This window comes from Pseudovibrio axinellae (assembly GCF_900110875.1).
GTDB classification, from domain to species: Bacteria; Pseudomonadota; Alphaproteobacteria; order Rhizobiales; family Stappiaceae; genus Pseudovibrio; species Pseudovibrio axinellae.
Window position 1 is genome coordinate 1 of sequence record NZ_FOFM01000019.1, and the last position, 17,819, is coordinate 17,819.

Below are 17,819 nucleotides of genomic sequence, written 5' to 3' on the forward strand. Positions count from 1 at the left end.
GGGTGGAAAACGATGGCGTTTGTAACTGATCGGAGCACAAGTCATGTTGCCCAACTACCAATCGGAGCTGGAGCCAAAGTTAACTTGATAACACCCTGGATTCACCACAGGGAGAACCGGATTGTTAGGGGTGCCCTCGTAACGTGGTCCAACCACCATCGGCACCACCAGCTCATAAGCGCCATCAACCTTCGGTACGGACTGCGTGTATTGCAAATGTACAGTGACCTGACTATCCGGCATCAGATTGGCGATATTTTGCGTGAACATGTTAGGCCGATGTTGAGTGAGCAGCGACGCAGCTTGGCCTTCAGCTTTCGCCTGCTGAAATGTCGCTTCTGCCTCCTTCTTTTCCATGATTTGCGCCTGAATACGCATGCCATTCAGTTCCATTTCCATCGCATGAATGGCAGCCTTCTGGTTCATTGGAAACAGATAGGTTGCATGAAGTGGCATACTGTTTGGATTGAGAAACGTCTGCGAAAGTGTGACGTGAGCAATGTCACCGACAATATCTACGTCGTAGTGAGCAGAAAGCAACGGTAACTCAATCTTCCGTCCATTGAGATTTGCAACAACAGTTCCTGCCTTTTGCGCAAGCGCATCAGGACGAGCAGCCTCACTGGATGAAGCAAAGCCAAATACGAAAACAAGAAAGACAGGAATAAAACGAGCAGGTTTAAACATAAGATCATCCTCAAATTTCATGGTCTTGGGAAATCGAGGGCAGCGACAACCGCTGCCTCAAACTGTTTTTCGGTGGAAGCAGCGGTCTGCCATGGAGAAATACGTTGGATGCTGGTCCATGAAACGGAGGGGGCTTGCAGCCAGATCCAGATTGCTTCAGCAACGTTATGGGTCACATCGCCGTTGCTTGAGACGAACGAGACGGAGACTTGCCATTGCTGACCATCTTTGCTCGTTGCTCGATAAAGAGCCGTTGGCATGGGGTCAAAACGTGACCCGAGAAATTCAATCTTGTACCCTAGTCCACGCAGGCAATCATCAGGCGCATGCAGATGGCGCAACGGAGAACTGGTATGCACGAGTGTCAGCGCATGTGCGCCATAGCGTTTTTTGACAGCGTATCCTCCGTAAGCAGAAAGATAACGCTTTTCGACAGGCAGTAACGGCTCATCCTGTCCAAGCACTCCATCTAGGAAGATGGGCAAAGAAGGTGCCTCAGTGGCTTTCGCCACATCAATGGCCTGTCTGGGTAGACTGACAACCAGCACTGCGACTGCAACAAAGACAAGCGCGAGATACCTGTGAGACACCGCTGGAATGGTCAGAGGTTTAGCAGCATCGCCAGACACAACACGATGAGAGGCTTTAGGCCGATAAAAGATAAGTATAGGCAATAGTGTAAGCGCTAGGGTGAGGTAGCCAACAATACTATGCAAAGGCTCCAGCATCACATCATGGCCGAAGACCACCTGCGGATAGGCAATACCCATAGCCAGCGCACTAATGCGAATGGAGTTCCCCAGAACACTGAAAGCAAGCGTCAAAAAGCTCCAAAGCACCGCAGTGCGCAACCGTGGGCGATAAACTCCATTGAGCACCACAATAAATGCCATGCTCAACATTAGGCTTGAGGTGCCAGAACATGGCAAATCGACCAGGACATCTTTGCCTTCGAGCGTGAGCCGTACACCATTGCAGGAAAGGTTGCCACTAATCCCGTTGAGCAGAAGGCAGGAGATATCTGCTGAGAGCTCTTGTAAAGGATAGCCCAGTAAGCGCTGCACAATGCGTTCAATTGGCAGTGAAAATAGAAACAGTACTGAGAGCCATAGCGGAGATAACGCTCGCTGGCGCTCTCCTACTCTAAGTAGAGTAGCAATAGCAAAAACATCAATAGCAAGTGCTAGCCCTCCGACAACATTGATGGCAAAGACCTGACTGATCAGCCGGATAAACGCGGATGCAACCAACAAAAGTACAACAGTCTGGCGATGATTGCCTGTGTCTCGTTCAATTGGGCTACTCAAAGACCACAGGAGCAAACCACCTATCACAAAAAGATAGATGGCCCCCGATGAAGAATAGGATGGATCGAACCAGGTTCTGATCAGCCACAGCGCTGGCTCAAAGGCTAGAATGGCTGAGGCGAGACCAAACCCCAGAGCTGTAAACTGATGATTTGCAATAAAGTGTTTCATGCAAACCGTTGTGCCAACCCGGTTTGCAGAACCTACTCACCATTAGTGCAGATTTTCAGCATTCTGCACTAATGCCTTAAAGAAAACGCGCTATCTGTGCTGACATGCAAACATAATCGGTTGGGCCTGCAATCATAAGTCCCGACTTACATTAGTTGCGAACAGGTCAACAAAACATGGGATTTGCACCAAAGCACTTTTTGCCGGAACCGCAGGGGCACGAATCGTTGCTACTGTTTGCTAGGAGTTTAGTCCCGAGGAGAGATGGAATCAGTTTAGAGTGCGTTTCATCAACTCGGGAGGGATTATGGGACAGCTATTACACGGCAGCGCCACGACCACTCACGCTGTCAGAGCGGCAATACAGCGATCGCAAGCTACGATCACGGAACTATCCAAGCAGTACGACCTCAACCCGAAAACGGTCATGAAGTGGCGCAGCCGCGCCAGTGTAGAAGACTTGCCCATGGGGCCCAGGACACCACGCTCAACGGTTCTGTCGGTGGAGGAAGAGGCTCTGTGCGTTGCCTTTCGCAAGCATACATTGCTGCCGCTTGACGACTGTCTTTATGCGCTTCAAGAGACAATCCCTCATTTGAGGCGCTCGTCACTTCACCGGCTGTTCCAGCGCCACGGGATCTCCCGCCTGCCGACAGCTGGTGGTGATCAGCCGAAGAAGCGCTTCAAGTCTTATCCCATTGGCTATTTTCATATCGATATCGCTGAGGTGCGCACTGCACAAGGCAAACTGCATATGTTCGTTGCCATTGACCGGACAACGAAATTTGTCTTCGTGGAATTACATGAGCGGGCGACGAGACGGATTGCCAAGGAGTTTTTGCAGCGCCTGATTGAGGCTGTTCCTTACATAATCCACACAGTGTTGAGCGATAACGGCGTTCATTTCACCGATCCCAAAGGGGAAGGATGGAGCGTTGCGCAGATTAACGACATGCTGGCGCGAGAGGAACGGTTTTTATGCGTGGGCTTTGATCTGGTTTGCGCCGAAAATGACATTGACCACCGCCTGACAAAGCCGACCCCCCCCTGGACCAACGGGCAGGTGGAGCGCATGAACAGGACGATCAAGGAAGCCACTGTGCGCCGCTATTACTATGAGACCCACGACCAGCTTAGAACCCATCTGGCTGCCTTTGTCAGCGCTTACAACTTTGCCAAACGCCTCAAGACACTCAAAGGGCTAACCCCAGCCCAATTCATCGCTCAGCAATGGATAAAGGAACCCGAAAGGTTTAAAAAGCATCCAGACCATCTCTTCACGGGACCTAACAACTAGGTACATCAAAGTTCACTTAGAACCCTACGTTGTGTTTCGCGTTACAAGGAGCATTCCATGTACTAACGCTGTTGCAGCTATCAACGCGTCCCGCTCACATTACTCACTAATCGGAGAGTAGCTCCTGGCTGGTGCAGCATGGCGCTGTGTTACCAAAGCTGTCGTTGGCCTAGTCACGGATCAGCCCCATCCAGAGCCAGACGTCAATCTAGGATTGACCTTAACCAGCTTGTAATCAGAGCCAGGAGCTGACATTCAGGCGGTTCCATCAAGAGTTGTATGATTTTGTGGGGAGGATTTTGCAGCCATCCCTAAACGCGCTCAGTGATTACTAAGCCTGCCAGCCGCCGGCACGGAGAGTGGATAGCAATCGTATGGGGCAGTCGGCTCCAATGGCCGGAGCCAGAAAATTCGGAGTTCGATTTGCCACACAAGCTCTCATTGATTTTCGAACCTGCGCCGATATTCGGCAGGAGTTATGCTTGTGTTTTTCTTGAATAGCCTTCTGAAGAAGCTCACGTTTTCGTAGCCTGCCTTGATTGAAATTTCCTCAAAGGAAGAGTGGTGTTGACCAGATCGATTTTGGCGGCTTCGATCCTAAAAAGTTGCAAATACCGTTAAATGCCTCACCGGTGGCTGCTTTGAAGCGCCGATTGAATTGACGCACGCTCATACCCGTCCCAGAGGCGATAGCCTCCACGTCCACGACGCTCTGATAGCTCCGCTCAATGTGGTCCTGCGCATCCAGTATCAGCTTATCGCTGTGGTTCTTTTCCGGGGTGAATACGGCAAATGGCGATTGAGTGATGCAATCCAAATTAACCAATGTGCATCTTGCGCTTTGCAGGGCAATCTCGCGACCAAAATACTTTTCGATGAGATAGAGCGACAAATTGAACTCCGCCGAAATGCCGCCGCCGCAAAATAGGTGCCCCTCATCAGTGACTAGTAAGTCGGTGCACAGGTCGACCTTTGGAAACTGCTTCTTAAATTGTTTGGACATGCTCCAATGTGTGGTGGCGGTTTTACCGTCCAACAATCCCGTGGAAGCCAAGGTAAACGCTCCGGCACACACGCTGGCGAGATCTGCACCACGTCCGTGGATATCTTTCAGCCAATCAATGCGCTGCCCGTGATCCTTTGTTGCCGGATAAAAGAAAAACCCCTGTGACGGGACGATGACCAGATCGACGTCGTCAACGTCATCCATGGCACGGCTCGGGATGACCGGAAAATGATTGATCGCCGTGACCGGTTTTCCATCCGCAGTTACACCCTCGACCTCGAACAAGGGGCTCGGTCGATTTCCCATCGCCACATTCTACAACACGCCAGCTTGCAAAAAAATGTCCATCGGTGACGCGATCGACGACGGCACACTGTTTTCTGCCGCAAGAATTACAACTTTTTTTTTTGTCAGCCTTGTCTCAATCAGACCTTTTTTGTCAAAAATAGCGCTTACGAAGATATTTTCCACCTTCTAAGTTCAATTGCAAGGCCACGCGATCATCAACGGTCTGGCGGCAAGCGAACGAGGAAACAGATGAAAATTACGCGCCTCTATATGGGCAACAGCCTGCGCAACTATTGCCATTTGATTGCCTGCGAAGAGACGGGCGAGACGATTGTGCTCGACCCGTTGGATGCAGACAAATGTCTGTCTGAGGCGCAGCGGCAAAACCTAACAATCACCAAAATCGTGAATACCCATGAGCATTACGATCACATTCAGGGAAATCCGGAGATAGTCGCGGCAACCGGCGCCAAAATCCATGCCCACATGACCGCCATGGCGACCATTCCCAACGCCTCTGTTCCACTGCTCGCCGGGCAAGCGGTCGAAGCTGGTACAACGGTCAAACTCCATGTTCTACACACACCAGGCCACACAAGAGCGCATGTTTGCCTTCTGTCGGAAATCGGCGCGCCCTCCCTATTCAGCGGCGACACTTTATTCAACGCCGGGTCTGGCAACTGCAAGTTCGGCGGAGACCCGCATGATATGTACCGCACCTTTGTAGATCAGCTGGCCCTTCTGCCTGACGAGACCTGCGTCTACCCCGGCCATGACTACATCATTAACAATCTGAGTTTTGCACTTTCCGTAGAACCCGACAACGACCTCGCCAAACGAATGCTGGGCGACCTTGAGACCCAAAGCCCTCACAAACGACAGATGACCACGATGGCTATGGAAAAGCAAATCAATCCGTTTTTCCGCAGCGAGAGCCCGTCAATTAAAACAACTCTAAAGGCGCAATTCCCGGACATGAATGATGACCCGGAAACGGTCTTTGTCACCCTGCGCCGCCTGCGCGACGATTGGTGAATATCCGCCGCGCAACATTCAGGTAACGCGTGCCAGTAACCCCATTTTCAAGAACCAACCACACCCCAACTCAAAAAGGAACTCAACATGAAAGTCCACGGCCTGATTATGTCACCCAATGTCCGCAAGGTGATCGTTGCGCTGAATGCCAAAGGCATCGCGTTTGAAAACATCCAGGTGTTTCCCGGAACCCACACACCCGAATTCCTAAAAATCAGCCCGCGTGGCATGATCCCCGCATTTGAAGACGGCGATTTTGCGTTCTCCGATTCCGCAGTCATCATGGAATATCTGGAAGAGAAGTTCCCTGAGACCTCGTTGATGCCGTCCGGACCCAAGAACCGTGCCTTAAGTCGCTGGTTCACCGAATATGGCGGGTCGGTTGTGTTCCCGCCCTGCGGGACAATCTTCACTCAACTGATGGCGAACCCCTACTACTTCAAACGTCCGACCGATCAGGCGGCAGTGGATGACGCCATCACCGAAAAACTTCCGCCGATCCTGGACTACTTGGAAAGCCACGTACCAGACACGGGCTTCCTGTTCGGGGAATTGGGAGTGGCCGATATCAGCCTCCTGTCTCCATTTATCAACGCAGAATATGGTGGATATGAAATCGACGCAGCGAAGTGGCCCCAAATGGCCGCGTATTATCAGCGTGGCAAAGCCCACCCGGCTTTTATGTCCACTTTGATTGAAGAGGATAAACTAAGACAAGCGATAATGGCGCAAGCTTCGTAGGGCGGACCCAAAGCGTGACAGCGTAGAAGATACAGAAAAGGCATTGGTTTCCGATCAATGCCTTTTCTGTATCTGAGCGTTCTCGAACTTGGGCCTTTGCCATTAGAAACTGAACGCAGGCCTGAAAACAAGTGATGTGAACGGCGGTTTTGGGCCGGCCTCGCCGTTCATAGCACCCGGCGGCATCCAGTTTGTTCCACTCCCTATCTGGGCAGAATCGTCACTAGTTGATAGCGTAACAAATGGCCGCTCGGGGCCATTCAAGTGATCACAGAGCGTTCTTGCTAGCGACTGTCAAAGCCTTCGGGTCGAGCTGGCTCAACCTCTGATGGAAGCACTCGGGTGTCCGGTAGTGACCCTCGACGCCAGCCGTAGCCTCTCATTGACCTGAGTCCTCGCGGTGCAGCGAATGGCGGGTAATGGCTCACCACGTCAGCAATGGCTTGATGTTGACCTGAGTTTCTGCACTGCAGCGAAAGGCAGCTCTGTCCGCGTACTGCCTTTGGTGCAGAGTGCAGCAAATATCCGCTTGCCGCCCTTTTTGACATGCTGAATGAGATTGATCAAAAGTTGAAAACTTGCTCTTTTGGGGAGTACCTCGATCCAAGTCGAACCTTAGGTAAGGATCACAGAACACCCTTTCAGGACCATAGTTTATCAGCGGAGCATAACCAAAGAAAATTGAAAAAACTACATAAAATCAATCAGTTATCCCTTAAGTTAGCGCCTATGGGGATTACCCCTCCATGGTGATTGATAACCGCCAGCTCAGAACGTTGCGCGAGTACCAGTCAATGATAGCAACCAGGTAGGTGAAAGCCTTCGTCATAGGAATATAGGAAATGTCGATGGCCCAGACCTGATTGGGTCTTAAAACCTCCACATCACTCAGCAGATACGGGTAGATTGTGGGGGCTGTTATTCTGCACAGAGGTACAGGCGGGTGAAGTTGGACTAGCCCATTGAAACTTCTAAACTATATTGTTTTGGATAGGAAAAATCATTTTGCACAGTGCTGCCCAAAATCTATTCAAAATGGTCGCTTAGGTGTGCTTATAACGGTCAAAAATGAACAAAAGAAAGTGGTGTTTTTAAAAGCCCACTCAACTGAAGCGGCGGCCGCGCCACACCACTTTGTCGATGATATGAAAATCTTCAAGATCTGCGCGTTTAAGCAGCTAATCTTTATGTATTGGATTTTGGCTGCTTAACTCAATATCGCCCTGAAGGGTTGTGCAAAGGTATATTTTGCAGGGGCCAAGCCACCGTAGACAAAGGCATAGACGCCATCTGATAGCGTATTGCGCTTTTTGTCGACCATAACCAGCCCCCCGTCAGCGATGACCGGATCCATACTGTCTCCATCCGCTGTTAAGATGATCAAGCCATCTGTAGAAGACCTTCCCAGTTTTCCGCCCAAGAAGTCTTTTGTGAACGGTATATCTTCTACTTTCTCAATGCTATCGCCACTCAACGCACCGCAGCCAGCTGCTAACTGAATATCAACACGTGGAATCGAGATGACACTCGCTCCTTCAGCAGCATTGCTACAATTGGCCGAACTCTCGCCCAAAACCAACTCATTCAAATCAAGACCGGCGGTCTTTGAAGTTGATATGAGCATTTGAGGGCCCGGTTCACCTCCTTTTAGGACGCGGAGAAACCCCGACGGGGAAAATCCAGAGGCTTTCGCAAATCCTACCATCCTTCGTTTTAAGAAAGCGCTTGATAGGAAATCGAGGTTCAATATGCGTCCTAAATCATGAAATAGGCCGACTACTTCATGGTTTAGGAGGTAATCGCCGCAACATTTCAAAATCGACGAACCATCTTCCCCAATATGAGCTTTAAAACAAGAAAGGCAGCTTCATTGTTGAAGCTGCCTTTCTTGTTTTAAATTTACCCGTTGTTAGCTGACTTTGGCGACAGCTGTCAGGAAGTTATCGACCTTCGTGCCCAATGCACGGGTGTTTTCAGTAACTTCGCTTGAGGCGGAAAGAACACGTGAGGATGCAGTATTTGTTTCGTTCACAGCCTCGGAAACGAGCGACATATTTTCATTCACACTCGAAGTTCCGATGGCGGCCTCTTGCACGTTACGGCTGATTTCAGTCGTTGCAGCGCCCTGCTGTTCAACAGCTGTTGCAATGGCAGATGTAAACGCCGATACCTCGTCCATTGTATGAGAGATGCCCTCAATGGAGGTAACAGCATCAGACGTAGAGCTCTGAATTGCAGAGATCTGGGAACTGATTTCCTCAGTCGCCTTAGATGTCTGGTTTGCCAGCTCTTTCACTTCGGCTGCAACCACTGCAAAGCCTTTGCCTGCTTCGCCAGCACGCGCAGCTTCAATGGTCGCATTCAGCGCCAGCAAATTCGTCTGTTCTGCAATGGCTTGGATAAGCCCAACGACTTCACCGATTTTCATGGTTGCGTCGGCCAACTCATTAATACGATCGTTAGAAAGATGCGCACTCTCAGTGGCTTTTGCAACGACAGAAGTGGTTGCGCTTACTTGACGAGCGATCTCTTCAATCGAGCTGCTCAGCTCTTCAGCTGCCGCAGACACCATCTGCACATTATTAGCCGCATCATTAGAGGAAGTTGCAGCCAATTCTGTTTGGTCAGACGTGCCCCTTGCAAGATTTACCATCACGCTTGCTGTCTCACCCATTTCGCCCATGCTATTGTTCACGGATGAAAGCAAGTTGGTCGCTGTGGTCCTAAACTCGGTAATTAACTGTTCAATTTCGCGTTGCTGTTGCGCGTCTTTTTCTGCAACTTCAGCCTGCTCTTTGCGCAAACGTGCGCGCTCTATTGCATTGTCACGGAAGACCTGAACAGTACGGCTCATATCACCGATCTCATCACGCCGCTGTACGCCAGTGATTTCGACATCCGTATCACCCTGCGCCAGACGCTCCATGATACTGGTCAAGCGTTTGGTTGGACGTGCGATTTCCAAAGATAAACCGAAGGCGATCAAAGCACCCAGAGCAAGGCCAATCGCGCCTGTTGTCGCAATAAGGTTCTTTGCAATTTCACCAGCGTTGCTCGCATTTTCAGCTTCTACGGCAGCAATTTCAATGATCTGCCCTTGGACGGTTTCAGACTCTTCGGTCAGGTTAGAAATAAGGCTAGCGAGCTCTTTCTTACCATTTGCCATGGAACCAAAACCGGAACGGATAGCAGAAATTTGCACCATCGCATCCTTTGAGGCTCTGATGCCGCCTTCAATTTCTTTCATGTTAGCCGTAAATTCGCGGCCCGCAGCTCCAAGGCGATCGATCTCTGCTGTCACTTCCTCTGACTTGACCCCAGAACCTGCACGCAGGAAGGAAAGTGAGGAAGAACTAACGGCATAGGTTTGGCGGGTCACGCTTGCTAGGGCTGCAAGGGCTGCATCGACCTGTTGTTTGCGTTCATCAGCTTCGCTCTGCTTCGCATTGGCGTCATTGATAGAACGGTATGTGTAGCCAATAACCAACTGAGCGGTATCTGCCAAAACGTCGATCCCGGCGCTTATGTCCTGGCGCAGAGAGTACATCTCTGAAAAATCTTCTGAAACACCCAGTGCCTTCAGCTTCTCAACAAGCATATCGGATACATCAGCAAGGCTTTTCATCACCTCAGGCCCGAGATAGGCCAACTCGATGGCTTGCAGTTTTTTAATGTCTCGGCGTGCTTTGGCTGCATTAAGGAGCGTGTTTCGTAATGCGCCCTCTTCAGAAGTTGTAGTCGCCTTCACAAAGTAGTATCGCATATTCAGCGCTTGGCTTTGAATTCCCGCCACAAGACGCCCAGCCTTATCAGCATCCTTCAACTGCGCTCTGGCCAGATTATCTTGCTCGTTTGTTTCGCTTGCAAGCTTCGAGATATCTGCCTGAACCTTTTTGCCAATTGCCTGTAGATTGGCAACAGCCGACATCATTTTAGCGATCTGAGATTCCTGAATGTCGCTCGCCATTCGAACGCGCCCAAAAAGTCCCTTAAGCGAACGTACGCTCTCATCAGTCTTTTCGAAGGCGGCGCCATCTTTCCCTTGTGCAACAACCTGCTCGTGAAGCGCCTGAAGGTCTGCATCCAGCAGGTCCAGTTCATCTGTTACAGCCGTTGCATCATACTTACTCAAACTGCGCAGGTACGTCTCGCGCGCTGATGTCGTGTCATGCAAGCCTTGCATCAAACGCATCGTCGCGTTCGTCATCTCAGTCTGCTTCGTAAGCTGGGAGATTGAAAAGAAACCAATTCCGCCAGCAGCAGCGAAAAGCAAAAGAACTATAATGAAGCCGCCACCGATCTTCATCGACAAACGTAAATTAGTAAAAAGCTGGAGGACCCGCTTCATGACCTTATTTCTCCCGAACAAAAGTCGTTGCCCATGACTTACAGGTATCCTATGCGTGTAAATCTCAACCAGTAGTTAATTGGTAGGTAAATAAGGCAGTAAAAGAAGATTTTCTGAAATTTTTAGCCTCTTATGCATTTCACATAATTTTACCCTAAATAGCTTTATTCATTATATTTTTAATAATTAAAGTGTAGCGGGCCCCTCAACCAGGCTAACAAGTGCATTCCGCAAATGGTCAGAGAGCTTTTTAGGTCTCCGATTTTCACGGTTAACATACACGTGAGTGAAAAAACCTTGGGCAGCAGAGGTTTGCTCACCTTCTACAAATAATGCGAGCTCGTAGCGGACCGAACTGTTGCCTAGGTGGCCCACTCGAAGCCCGATTTCCAGCTTTTGCGGGTAGGCAATCTCGGAGAAGTATTGGCACCCTGATTCAACGACCAGCCCAATCTCGTCTCCTTCGTGAATGTTCAGCGCATCGTTTTTAATCAAGTACGCATTCACAGTGCTGTCGAAGTAGCTATAGTAGACTGCATTATTCACGTGGCCGTAAATGTCATTGTCTTCCCAGCGCGTTTGAACGTCGCTGAAGAACTTGTAATCATTGCGCGTATGCGGGCTTGGTTTGCTGGGCTTGCTGGGCTTGGCCATGGTCTCTCTTTTTTCTCGCTGCATTGTTCAAAGCGCCTGATGGTAAATCTGCAAGGCGTTGTCTTCACTCACTTCACGCGGATTGTTCACCAACAAGCGGCTTTGCTTCATCGCTTCGCTTGCAAGCTTAACCACATGTTCCTCTGCAATTCCCACTTCGCGCAGTTTGGTTTCCAGACCAAGCACTTTTGAAAGCTCTGCTAGACGGTCGATAAATACCCCTGCCCGTTTTTCAGCAGGAACCTCAGAAAGCTCCGGGAAGACCAATGGCGCGAGTTCTGCATAGGCCTGTTCACAGACTGGCAGGTTAAAGCGCATCACATGTGGCAGTACCAACGCATTGGAAACACCATGAGGAACATGAAAAATGCCGCCAATTGGATAAGCAAGAGCGTGCACCGCTGCCACTGGTGAATTTGCAAAGGCTTGCCCCGCTAGCATAGAGCCAAGCAGCATGTTTGAGCGCGCATCTTTATCTTGAGGCTGATTTACCGCTTGTTCGATGTTTGCCCCGAGTAAGCGCAGGGCTTCTTTTGCAAGCACCTTAGAGAGCGGGTTATTATTTGCAGAGGTTGACGTGTAAGCCTCAATTGCATGCACCATGGCGTCAATGCCCGTCGCCGCTGTCACATGAGCGGGCAGCCCAAGCGTAAGCTCTGCATCTAAAACAGCCACATCTGGCAGTAATTCTGGTGCCACCACACCTTTCTTCTCTGCTTCACCTGTTGTGATGATAGAGATGGGTGTGACTTCAGATCCCGTACCCGCTGTTGTTGGGATAAGAATAAGGGGAAGTCTTTTCCCCTTAACCATACCTACACCATAAATGTCGGCGAGTTGCTCGCTTCCGCCAACGAGCAAGGCAACAAGCTTGGCCACATCGAGCGAAGACCCACCTCCAAGGCCAATAACACCCTCTGCCCCTTGTTTCTTAGCAGTTTGCGCCGCCTTTATTACGATTGCTTCTGGAGGGTCGGCCACAACCTCATCAAAAACCGCGACATCAATGCCCGCAGCTTCCAACCGTGCAATCACAGGTGCAATCAGACCTGCTCCCACCAGCCCTTTATCTGTGATAAGCAAAACGCGTCTGCCAACCGTTTTCAGTGTTAGTTCATCCAGTTTTTTAACTGCACCTGGCTCACAAATAACACTGGCTGATGTATTAAAAACAAAGCCTGACATCTCATCCCCCCATATTGCTTTCCCCAAATTGCAGGTTTTTGGCAATGCAACGAGAATGCCTCAAGCATTGCGCAAGGTCGAGCGCAATTAAAGTCTTAGTTTTAATGCCAATACATCACACCAGCTCTTGAGAAACCGTCTGTTCAACTTCTGGCTTTCTGGCAATGCTTGCACTTACAAATAGTCCAGCCACACCACCTGTTACCATCAGCATGCCGCCGGCAAAGAACGGCATAGATACAAACCACAGCTCTGCCAAAAATGCTCCAATAGGAATTGCAAGCAGGGTCAGACCCGATTGCATCATATCGCCCACTGACGAAACCCGCCCTATCAGCCGCTCTGGAGTTTGCCTCACTAGAATTGCGCCATAGGGAACCGCGATGATGCTGGAGAACATACCGCCAAAGAACCAAATTCCCATCTGCTCAATAAGCCCAAAACGTACTGGGCTGAATGGAAGCCAACCGGCAACAGCTGTCGCCAGACCTCCAAGGCACAAACCAATAGACATCAGCATTTGTAGATTGACGCGATCTCCGATTTTTGCAGTCAGATAAGTCCCAACAAGGCCACCAACTCCAATAGCACCGATAATTGGCCCAGCATCCCACTCTCGCAACCCGGTCTCTTTAAAGAGGAGAAGTAACTCTGCCTCATAAAGAAAGACGCTGAAGATAAAGAGGCAAATCATTTCCATGCCAAGCAGAAGACGCGGTGTTTTCCAGATGAAGACAAGAGCAGCTTTTGACTCTTTAAGAATACTCACCTGTTCTTGCTCTTCTTTTGTTTGTTCCCCAGCACTTGCGCGCCCTAGTGGACTTAGCAGGAAAATACAGATCAAAGCGGCGAGCGAAAAAAGCGTGCTGCTCAGCAAAAATACATGGTGAGCGCTATAGATCGCAAGCAACGCTCCCCCTACCAAGGGCGCAAACAGTTTGGTGGACTGGATAACAAAATGGTCTACGCTAACCGCCTGCGTCAGCATATTTGAAGGCACCAGCTTTTTAATCGCCAGCTGTTGGGCAGGCATGAACGTCGCTGACACAGTTGCCTTTAGAAAGACCAGTGCAAGAAGTGTCCAAAGACCCTGCGCAAAAAAGAACATGCTGAGCATAACGGCGGCGCGGATAAACAGGCCCAGGATCAACACAGGACCAGCCCCGAATCGGTCAACAAGCACGCCCGCAGGCAGCCCAAACACTACGCGCGGCAGCATCACGGCCATAAGCACGGCTGAGACTTCGCTCGCCCCCATTCCCCAGCTGTAACTTACCAGTGCCATAATCGCAATAAAGTCGATCCAATCCGCGAATGCGGCTGGAACAATAACGCCGACAAAACGCCGAAATGCACTCAGCTTAAATAGGGCAAGAATCGAGGTATTTACTGCATCACCTTGCATTTTAGTACCTACTTAATTTCGTAGAGATGTAAAAACTAGTAAAATAGGCGCTCAAAGCACAGCGCCGGAAAGAAAAATAATTCCGATAACTTAAACGACTACAGCCCAAATACAAGGCAGCTATAGATGAAGATTTTTCCGTTATAATATTTGTTCAGGCCCTGATGCGTTTAGCTCACGATAAGCTCAATGCGAGAGGTAAACAAACCGCTTCAGATCAGGTGTACTGCAAGAAATTACACTGCGATCTTGGGAAGGTCAGAGGTATAACGAACTCTTAAATCTTGTTGCCGTCGCCAGCGTTCTCACCGCTCAACATGTCCAGATGACGATCCAAGCGTCGTACGATCCTCTTCTTACTGAAATATTCTATCTTATGAAGCGGAAGGAGCTGATGGTTGAGGTACTGCTTAACATCAAAGCACTTGATGTATATCTTCCCGTTTTCATCAAGGACGATACCCATATTTTCCGGCCGGTCTGCAAAACAGGAAACATGGTGAGTACGCAGGACCTTAAAATATTCAATGAGTGCCTGAACAAGTTGTTCATCCTGAACACGCCCGTAGCGACCAATATATTGGCGCACACTTTTAATTTCAGGATGCCAGAAGTTCACAATCTTCTCAGTAAGCAACGCAGGGCCGCGATCTGTTTCGACCATGCCGTAGACTTGCGCAAATGACTTGTGCTGCGCCAGCCCAACATCACGAATGTGTTGCCATCCCTGCAATTCATCCTCGTTGCCACGCAAGCGCTGTTTCTTGTAACCAAACCTGGCCCGCACCTTGCGAAAGAGGTCCTTCAGTTTCCCTCTGGTTTTCACCTTCCGGGTGCCCTCTTCGTATCGATCGAATTTCAGCATTTTAGTTGTGTCAGTCGCGCACTCATAAGTATCGCGAAATCCGCCACCACGGATAAACTCACCCACCTGATATACTTGACTTTCCTGCGGCAATGACAATTTAAAACCAGTCTTTTCTGAAAATTTGAGGCCCTTACATATCAAATTAAACTTGTTTGAAAAGTACCAATCTTACCTCATGTGCTTAAGGTTTTGTTTCTAATGAGTAATATTTCCTCGGCCTTGACTTTAACCCGGTTTTTCAGTGTTTCAGCCATACTCTTGCTTGCAAACCCAAATGCTCACAAGCTCCGGGAACCAAAAGGATGCAGATTTGCAGTGCCCGAGAAATCGCTGCTTTTGTTCAAGATGGCGATACAATTGTCGTTAGCGGCTGCGGGTGGGGCCTGGCCACACCAGAAACCCTACTGGAAGCAATTGAGCAGCGGTTCCTTTCCACCGGGCATCCCAAAAATCTATTTATCGTGAACGCCTTGTCGATTGGTGATGGAGGTAAACGCGGGCTGAACCGGTTTGCCCACAAAGGAATGTTGCGTGGCATCATCACCTCCGAGCTTTTCTGGACCCCCTCCCTGCAAAAACTGGTCTACCAAAACAAGATCGAGGCCTATTGCCTGCCCGCTGGCGTCATCCAGCAATTACTTCGCGAGGTAGGTGCTGGCCGGTCAGGGCTCATCACCTCCACAGGTTTAGACACGTTTGTCGACCCCAGGCAAAGCGGCGGAAAATGCAGTACGGCGTGCAAACACGATCTGGTCGAGTTACTCCACCTGCATGGCCGGGAGTATCTGCGGTATCGGCCGTTCAAGGTTGACCTTGCCCTTATCTGCGGCTCAGTCGCTGATTTGAAAGGCAACATTAGTCTGAACGAGGAGGCCGTTACGCTGGATTGCCTTCATCTGGCGATGGCGGCGCACAACAGTGGTGGTCACTGCTTTGCGCAAATACGCGATATCGTCGAAGCGGGTACACTGCCAGCCCGATCTGTTACAGTGCCGGGTGTCTTCATAGATGCGTTGGTGGAAGCACCCGCACAAACCATAGCTTATGATACACCTTACAGCCCAGCCTTGAGCGGTGCGATCAAACCCTCTCACCCTCGAATCCAGAGCCCACTGCATGACCTCGCCCGCTCAATTATTGCGCAACGAGCAGCGCAGGAATTGATTGAAAATGCCGCTGTCCATGTTGGCCCAGGAATTCCTGCGGGAATGCGGTCAACAGACCGTCATCATGAGCTGGTGGGGAAGATATGGCTTTCCTGCGAACAGGGCCACCACAACGGACAACTGCTCGGCGATACGCTTTATGGGGCGGCACGCGGCTCGGAGGCGCTTTTGACCTCATTGGATCAATACGATTTTTACAGCGGAGGTGGACTGGACATTGCCTTTTTAGGCATGAGTGAGGTCGACCATCGTGGCAATGTAAATATCTCCAAGGTGCATGGCAAAGTCATTGGCCCGGGCAGTTTTATCGACATCTCACAAAACACACGTAAGCTGGTCTTCTGCGGGCTATTTACAGGCGCTGATACACAAGTCAAATATAGCAAAAACAAACTGAAAATTGTTAAAAATGGGTCACACACAAAGTTCGTGGAGCGCACAGAGCATATCACCTTCAACGCTGTCAACGCACGCAAAAACGGTCAGGAAGTCCTTTACATCACCGAACGTGCAGTGTTTCAGCTCGGCCCCAACGGCTTGATTTTGATAGAGACAGCCCCAGGTATCAAAGCCAAACGCGATGTACTGGCCCATATGGGGTTCGCCTGCAAGGTCGACATACAACGCAAAATGCCAGAGCATATTTTCAATGCTCTATAGCAGCCTAAATCCAGTTTCTGGCACATAAACAAACAGCTCAGTCTCCCAAGCGGTGTTAATACGGCCTCCCTCTTAAAAGGGTGTGGCAAGGCGAACAGGCGGTGCGTGCGCCTGCTGATCAAAGCTAATATCTGCGGCATCGGCTGCCCGCCCTGCCCGAGCATTTTTGCAAAGTACCAACTCTGCCTCTAAAGACGCCAATACCAGTTGCCTGTCACCGCAGAGCGCCCAGTTGAGACCGGTCCCATTTATCTTGAACAACGCGGCCTTGCTCAAAGTGCGCTTCACCGAACCTCTGAAAAGATGCGTTACCTCTTCTCAGCAGCTCCACTCCGCTCACGTCTGGTGGCGGACGGCCCGCCACTGCCCAATACCGTGAGCACATAAAAAGCATAGAGCCGCTTGTGCTCAGGGATATAAGTTTATTGCAAGAATTGACAAAAACGGGAAAACGGAAGTCCTCAATGTTCTTCAGGCACTGCAAATGGATACAGTATGCCCCTTGCCCGCTCAAAGCTAAGGCAAAGGGCACATACTGTTGTTAATCGTAGGCTGCAGTCACAATGACTTCCACCAGAAGTTCTTGAGAGGCGAGACGGGCTTCGCCGCAAGCTCTGGCTGGTGCCTGCCCTTCTGGTACCCATGCGTCCCAGACTTCGTTCATTTCTGCAAAGTCACGCATATCGGAAAGCCAGACAATTGCCTGTAGTATCTGGTCACGGCTTGAGCCAGCTTCCGTGAGCAATTCGTCCACACGATGGAGACATTCAGCCGTTTGTGCCTTGATACTATCGCCGCGCCTGCCCACCTGCCCGCACAAATACACTGTTCCGTTGTGCTTGACGATCTTACTCATCCGCTGCTTGGTGTGCATACGTTCAATCATGTCTCTATCCCTTGCCTTTTGGGTCTTGGGTCAGAAAATCCTCCCCCACAACGCCCAGTTTCAGCGAGATAACATGACCTAAACCACACGCAAATTCACTGTGACATTTGCGTGT

Annotated in this window: 17 protein-coding genes and 1 pseudogene; 5 read left to right on the forward strand and 13 right to left on the reverse strand. The window is 50.1% G+C overall.

What is annotated here, in order from left to right; translation table 11 throughout:
* Positions 1–54: 54 nt before the first annotated feature.
* The gene (locus BMZ51_RS21440) at positions 55–687 is read right to left on the reverse strand and encodes a VIT domain-containing protein (RefSeq protein ID WP_161941217.1); all 633 of its coding nucleotides are present in this window, start codon (positions 685–687) and stop codon (positions 55–57) included.
* Between the two features lie 17 nt (positions 688–704).
* Entirely contained in the window at positions 705–2,165 is a 1,461-nt protein-coding gene (gene xrtT / locus BMZ51_RS21445) for an exosortase T (protein ID WP_068006462.1), read from the reverse strand.
* A 307-nt stretch (positions 2,166–2,472) separates the two neighbouring features.
* On the opposite strand from xrtT, the gene BMZ51_RS21450 reads away from it, so the two are divergent.
* Entirely contained in the window at positions 2,473–3,462 is a 990-nt protein-coding gene (locus BMZ51_RS21450; RefSeq protein WP_068006460.1) for an IS481 family transposase, read from the forward strand.
* Positions 3,463–3,900: 438 nt separating this feature from the next.
* On the opposite strand, the gene BMZ51_RS24815 is transcribed toward BMZ51_RS21450, so the two are convergent.
* Together BMZ51_RS24815 and BMZ51_RS21460 are read right to left on the reverse strand one after the other, a co-directional pair.
* The gene (locus BMZ51_RS24815) at positions 3,901–3,981 is read right to left on the reverse strand and encodes a hypothetical protein (RefSeq protein ID WP_420848495.1); all 81 of its coding nucleotides are present in this window, start codon (positions 3,979–3,981) and stop codon (positions 3,901–3,903) included.
* A 31-nt stretch (positions 3,982–4,012) separates the two neighbouring features.
* A complete protein-coding gene (locus tag BMZ51_RS21460; protein ID WP_068006459.1) occupies positions 4,013–4,774 on the reverse strand; it encodes a GlxA family transcriptional regulator in 762 nt (253 codons plus the stop codon).
* A gap of 231 nt (positions 4,775–5,005) precedes the next feature.
* Between BMZ51_RS21460 and BMZ51_RS21465 the strand changes: the two genes are divergently transcribed.
* Positions 5,006–5,791, forward strand: a complete 786-nt coding sequence (locus BMZ51_RS21465; RefSeq protein WP_068006457.1) for a hydroxyacylglutathione hydrolase — start codon at positions 5,006–5,008, stop codon at positions 5,789–5,791.
* Between the two features lie 87 nt (positions 5,792–5,878).
* Positions 5,879–6,532: a glutathione S-transferase family protein gene (locus BMZ51_RS21470; RefSeq protein ID WP_068006456.1), complete on the forward strand. Its 654-nt coding sequence runs from the start codon at positions 5,879–5,881 to the stop codon at positions 6,530–6,532.
* Between the two features lie 742 nt (positions 6,533–7,274).
* Here BMZ51_RS21470 and BMZ51_RS23960 read toward each other — a convergent pair.
* Positions 7,275–7,439, reverse strand: a pseudogene (locus BMZ51_RS23960) (DDE-type integrase/transposase/recombinase); the annotation flags it as partial.
* Positions 7,440–7,494: 55 nt separating this feature from the next.
* Here BMZ51_RS23960 and BMZ51_RS21480 point away from each other — a divergent pair.
* Entirely contained in the window at positions 7,495–7,743 is a 249-nt protein-coding gene (locus BMZ51_RS21480; protein WP_074882322.1) for a hypothetical protein, read from the forward strand.
* Here the strand turns inward: BMZ51_RS21480 and BMZ51_RS21485 are convergent.
* From BMZ51_RS21485 to BMZ51_RS21510, 6 genes are all read right to left on the reverse strand, one after another.
* Positions 7,740–8,156, reverse strand: coding sequence for a S24 family peptidase (locus BMZ51_RS21485; RefSeq protein ID WP_068006452.1), 417 nt, complete (start codon positions 8,154–8,156; stop codon positions 7,740–7,742). The two genes, BMZ51_RS21480 and BMZ51_RS21485, sit on opposite strands and share 4 nt — an antisense overlap.
* A gap of 285 nt (positions 8,157–8,441) precedes the next feature.
* Positions 8,442–10,880 carry a methyl-accepting chemotaxis protein gene (locus tag BMZ51_RS21490; RefSeq protein WP_208979621.1) on the reverse strand — a complete coding sequence of 813 codons (2,439 nt, stop codon included), beginning with the start codon at positions 10,878–10,880 and terminating at the stop codon, positions 8,442–8,444.
* 186 nt (positions 10,881–11,066) lie between these two features.
* A complete protein-coding gene (locus BMZ51_RS21495) occupies positions 11,067–11,534 on the reverse strand; it encodes an acyl-CoA thioesterase (protein ID WP_068006473.1) in 468 nt (155 codons plus the stop codon).
* A gap of 27 nt (positions 11,535–11,561) precedes the next feature.
* Complete coding sequence (locus tag BMZ51_RS21500; RefSeq protein WP_068006451.1) at positions 11,562–12,719, reverse strand: iron-containing alcohol dehydrogenase; 1,158 nt, start codon at positions 12,717–12,719, stop codon at positions 11,562–11,564.
* A gap of 115 nt (positions 12,720–12,834) precedes the next feature.
* Positions 12,835–14,124, reverse strand: coding sequence for an MFS transporter (locus BMZ51_RS21505; RefSeq protein ID WP_068006450.1), 1,290 nt, complete (start codon positions 14,122–14,124; stop codon positions 12,835–12,837).
* 277 nt (positions 14,125–14,401) lie between these two features.
* Complete coding sequence (locus BMZ51_RS21510; RefSeq protein WP_208979622.1) at positions 14,402–15,055, reverse strand: YrbL family protein; 654 nt, start codon at positions 15,053–15,055, stop codon at positions 14,402–14,404.
* A 239-nt stretch (positions 15,056–15,294) separates the two neighbouring features.
* On the opposite strand from BMZ51_RS21510, the gene BMZ51_RS21515 reads away from it, so the two are divergent.
* Complete coding sequence (locus BMZ51_RS21515; RefSeq protein ID WP_068006447.1) at positions 15,295–16,818, forward strand: CoA-transferase; 1,524 nt, start codon at positions 15,295–15,297, stop codon at positions 16,816–16,818.
* 72 nt (positions 16,819–16,890) lie between these two features.
* Here the strand turns inward: BMZ51_RS21515 and BMZ51_RS21520 are convergent, their stop codons facing one another.
* Both BMZ51_RS21520 and BMZ51_RS21525 read right to left on the reverse strand, forming a co-directional pair.
* On the reverse strand, positions 16,891–17,106 hold the full coding sequence (locus BMZ51_RS21520) for a hypothetical protein (protein ID WP_068006445.1): 216 nt from the start codon (positions 17,104–17,106) through the stop codon (positions 16,891–16,893).
* 253 nt (positions 17,107–17,359) lie between these two features.
* Positions 17,360–17,704, reverse strand: a complete 345-nt coding sequence (locus tag BMZ51_RS21525) for a RidA family protein (protein ID WP_068006444.1) — start codon at positions 17,702–17,704, stop codon at positions 17,360–17,362.
* Between the last annotated feature and the right edge of the window lie 115 nt (positions 17,705–17,819).

Bases quoted from the DNA above. Each gene is read 5' to 3' on its own strand.
- xrtT (WP_068006462.1), bottom strand. From the start codon at position 2,165: ATGAAACACTTTATTGCAAATCATCAGTTTACAGCTCTGGGGTTTGGT.
- BMZ51_RS21490 (WP_208979621.1), bottom strand. From the start codon at position 10,880: ATGAAGCGGGTCCTCCAGCTTTTTACTAATTTACGTTTGTCGATGAAG.
- BMZ51_RS21505 (WP_068006450.1), bottom strand. From the start codon at position 14,124: ATGCAAGGTGATGCAGTAAATACCTCGATTCTTGCCCTATTTAAGCTG.
- BMZ51_RS21485 (WP_068006452.1), bottom strand. From the start codon at position 8,156: ATGCTCATATCAACTTCAAAGACCGCCGGTCTTGATTTGAATGAGTTG.
- BMZ51_RS21465 (WP_068006457.1), top strand. From the start codon at position 5,006: ATGAAAATTACGCGCCTCTATATGGGCAACAGCCTGCGCAACTATTGC.
- BMZ51_RS21440 (WP_161941217.1), bottom strand. From the start codon at position 687: ATGTTTAAACCTGCTCGTTTTATTCCTGTCTTTCTTGTTTTCGTATTT.
- BMZ51_RS21470 (WP_068006456.1), top strand. From the start codon at position 5,879: ATGAAAGTCCACGGCCTGATTATGTCACCCAATGTCCGCAAGGTGATC.
- BMZ51_RS21460 (WP_068006459.1), bottom strand. From the start codon at position 4,774: ATGGGAAATCGACCGAGCCCCTTGTTCGAGGTCGAGGGTGTAACTGCG.
- BMZ51_RS21450 (WP_068006460.1), top strand. From the start codon at position 2,473: ATGGGACAGCTATTACACGGCAGCGCCACGACCACTCACGCTGTCAGA.
- BMZ51_RS21515 (WP_068006447.1), top strand. From the start codon at position 15,295: ATGCAGATTTGCAGTGCCCGAGAAATCGCTGCTTTTGTTCAAGATGGC.
- BMZ51_RS21495 (WP_068006473.1), bottom strand. From the start codon at position 11,534: ATGGCCAAGCCCAGCAAGCCCAGCAAACCAAGCCCGCATACGCGCAAT.
- BMZ51_RS21525 (WP_068006444.1), bottom strand. From the start codon at position 17,704: ATGATTGAACGTATGCACACCAAGCAGCGGATGAGTAAGATCGTCAAG.
- BMZ51_RS21500 (WP_068006451.1), bottom strand. From the start codon at position 12,719: ATGTCAGGCTTTGTTTTTAATACATCAGCCAGTGTTATTTGTGAGCCA.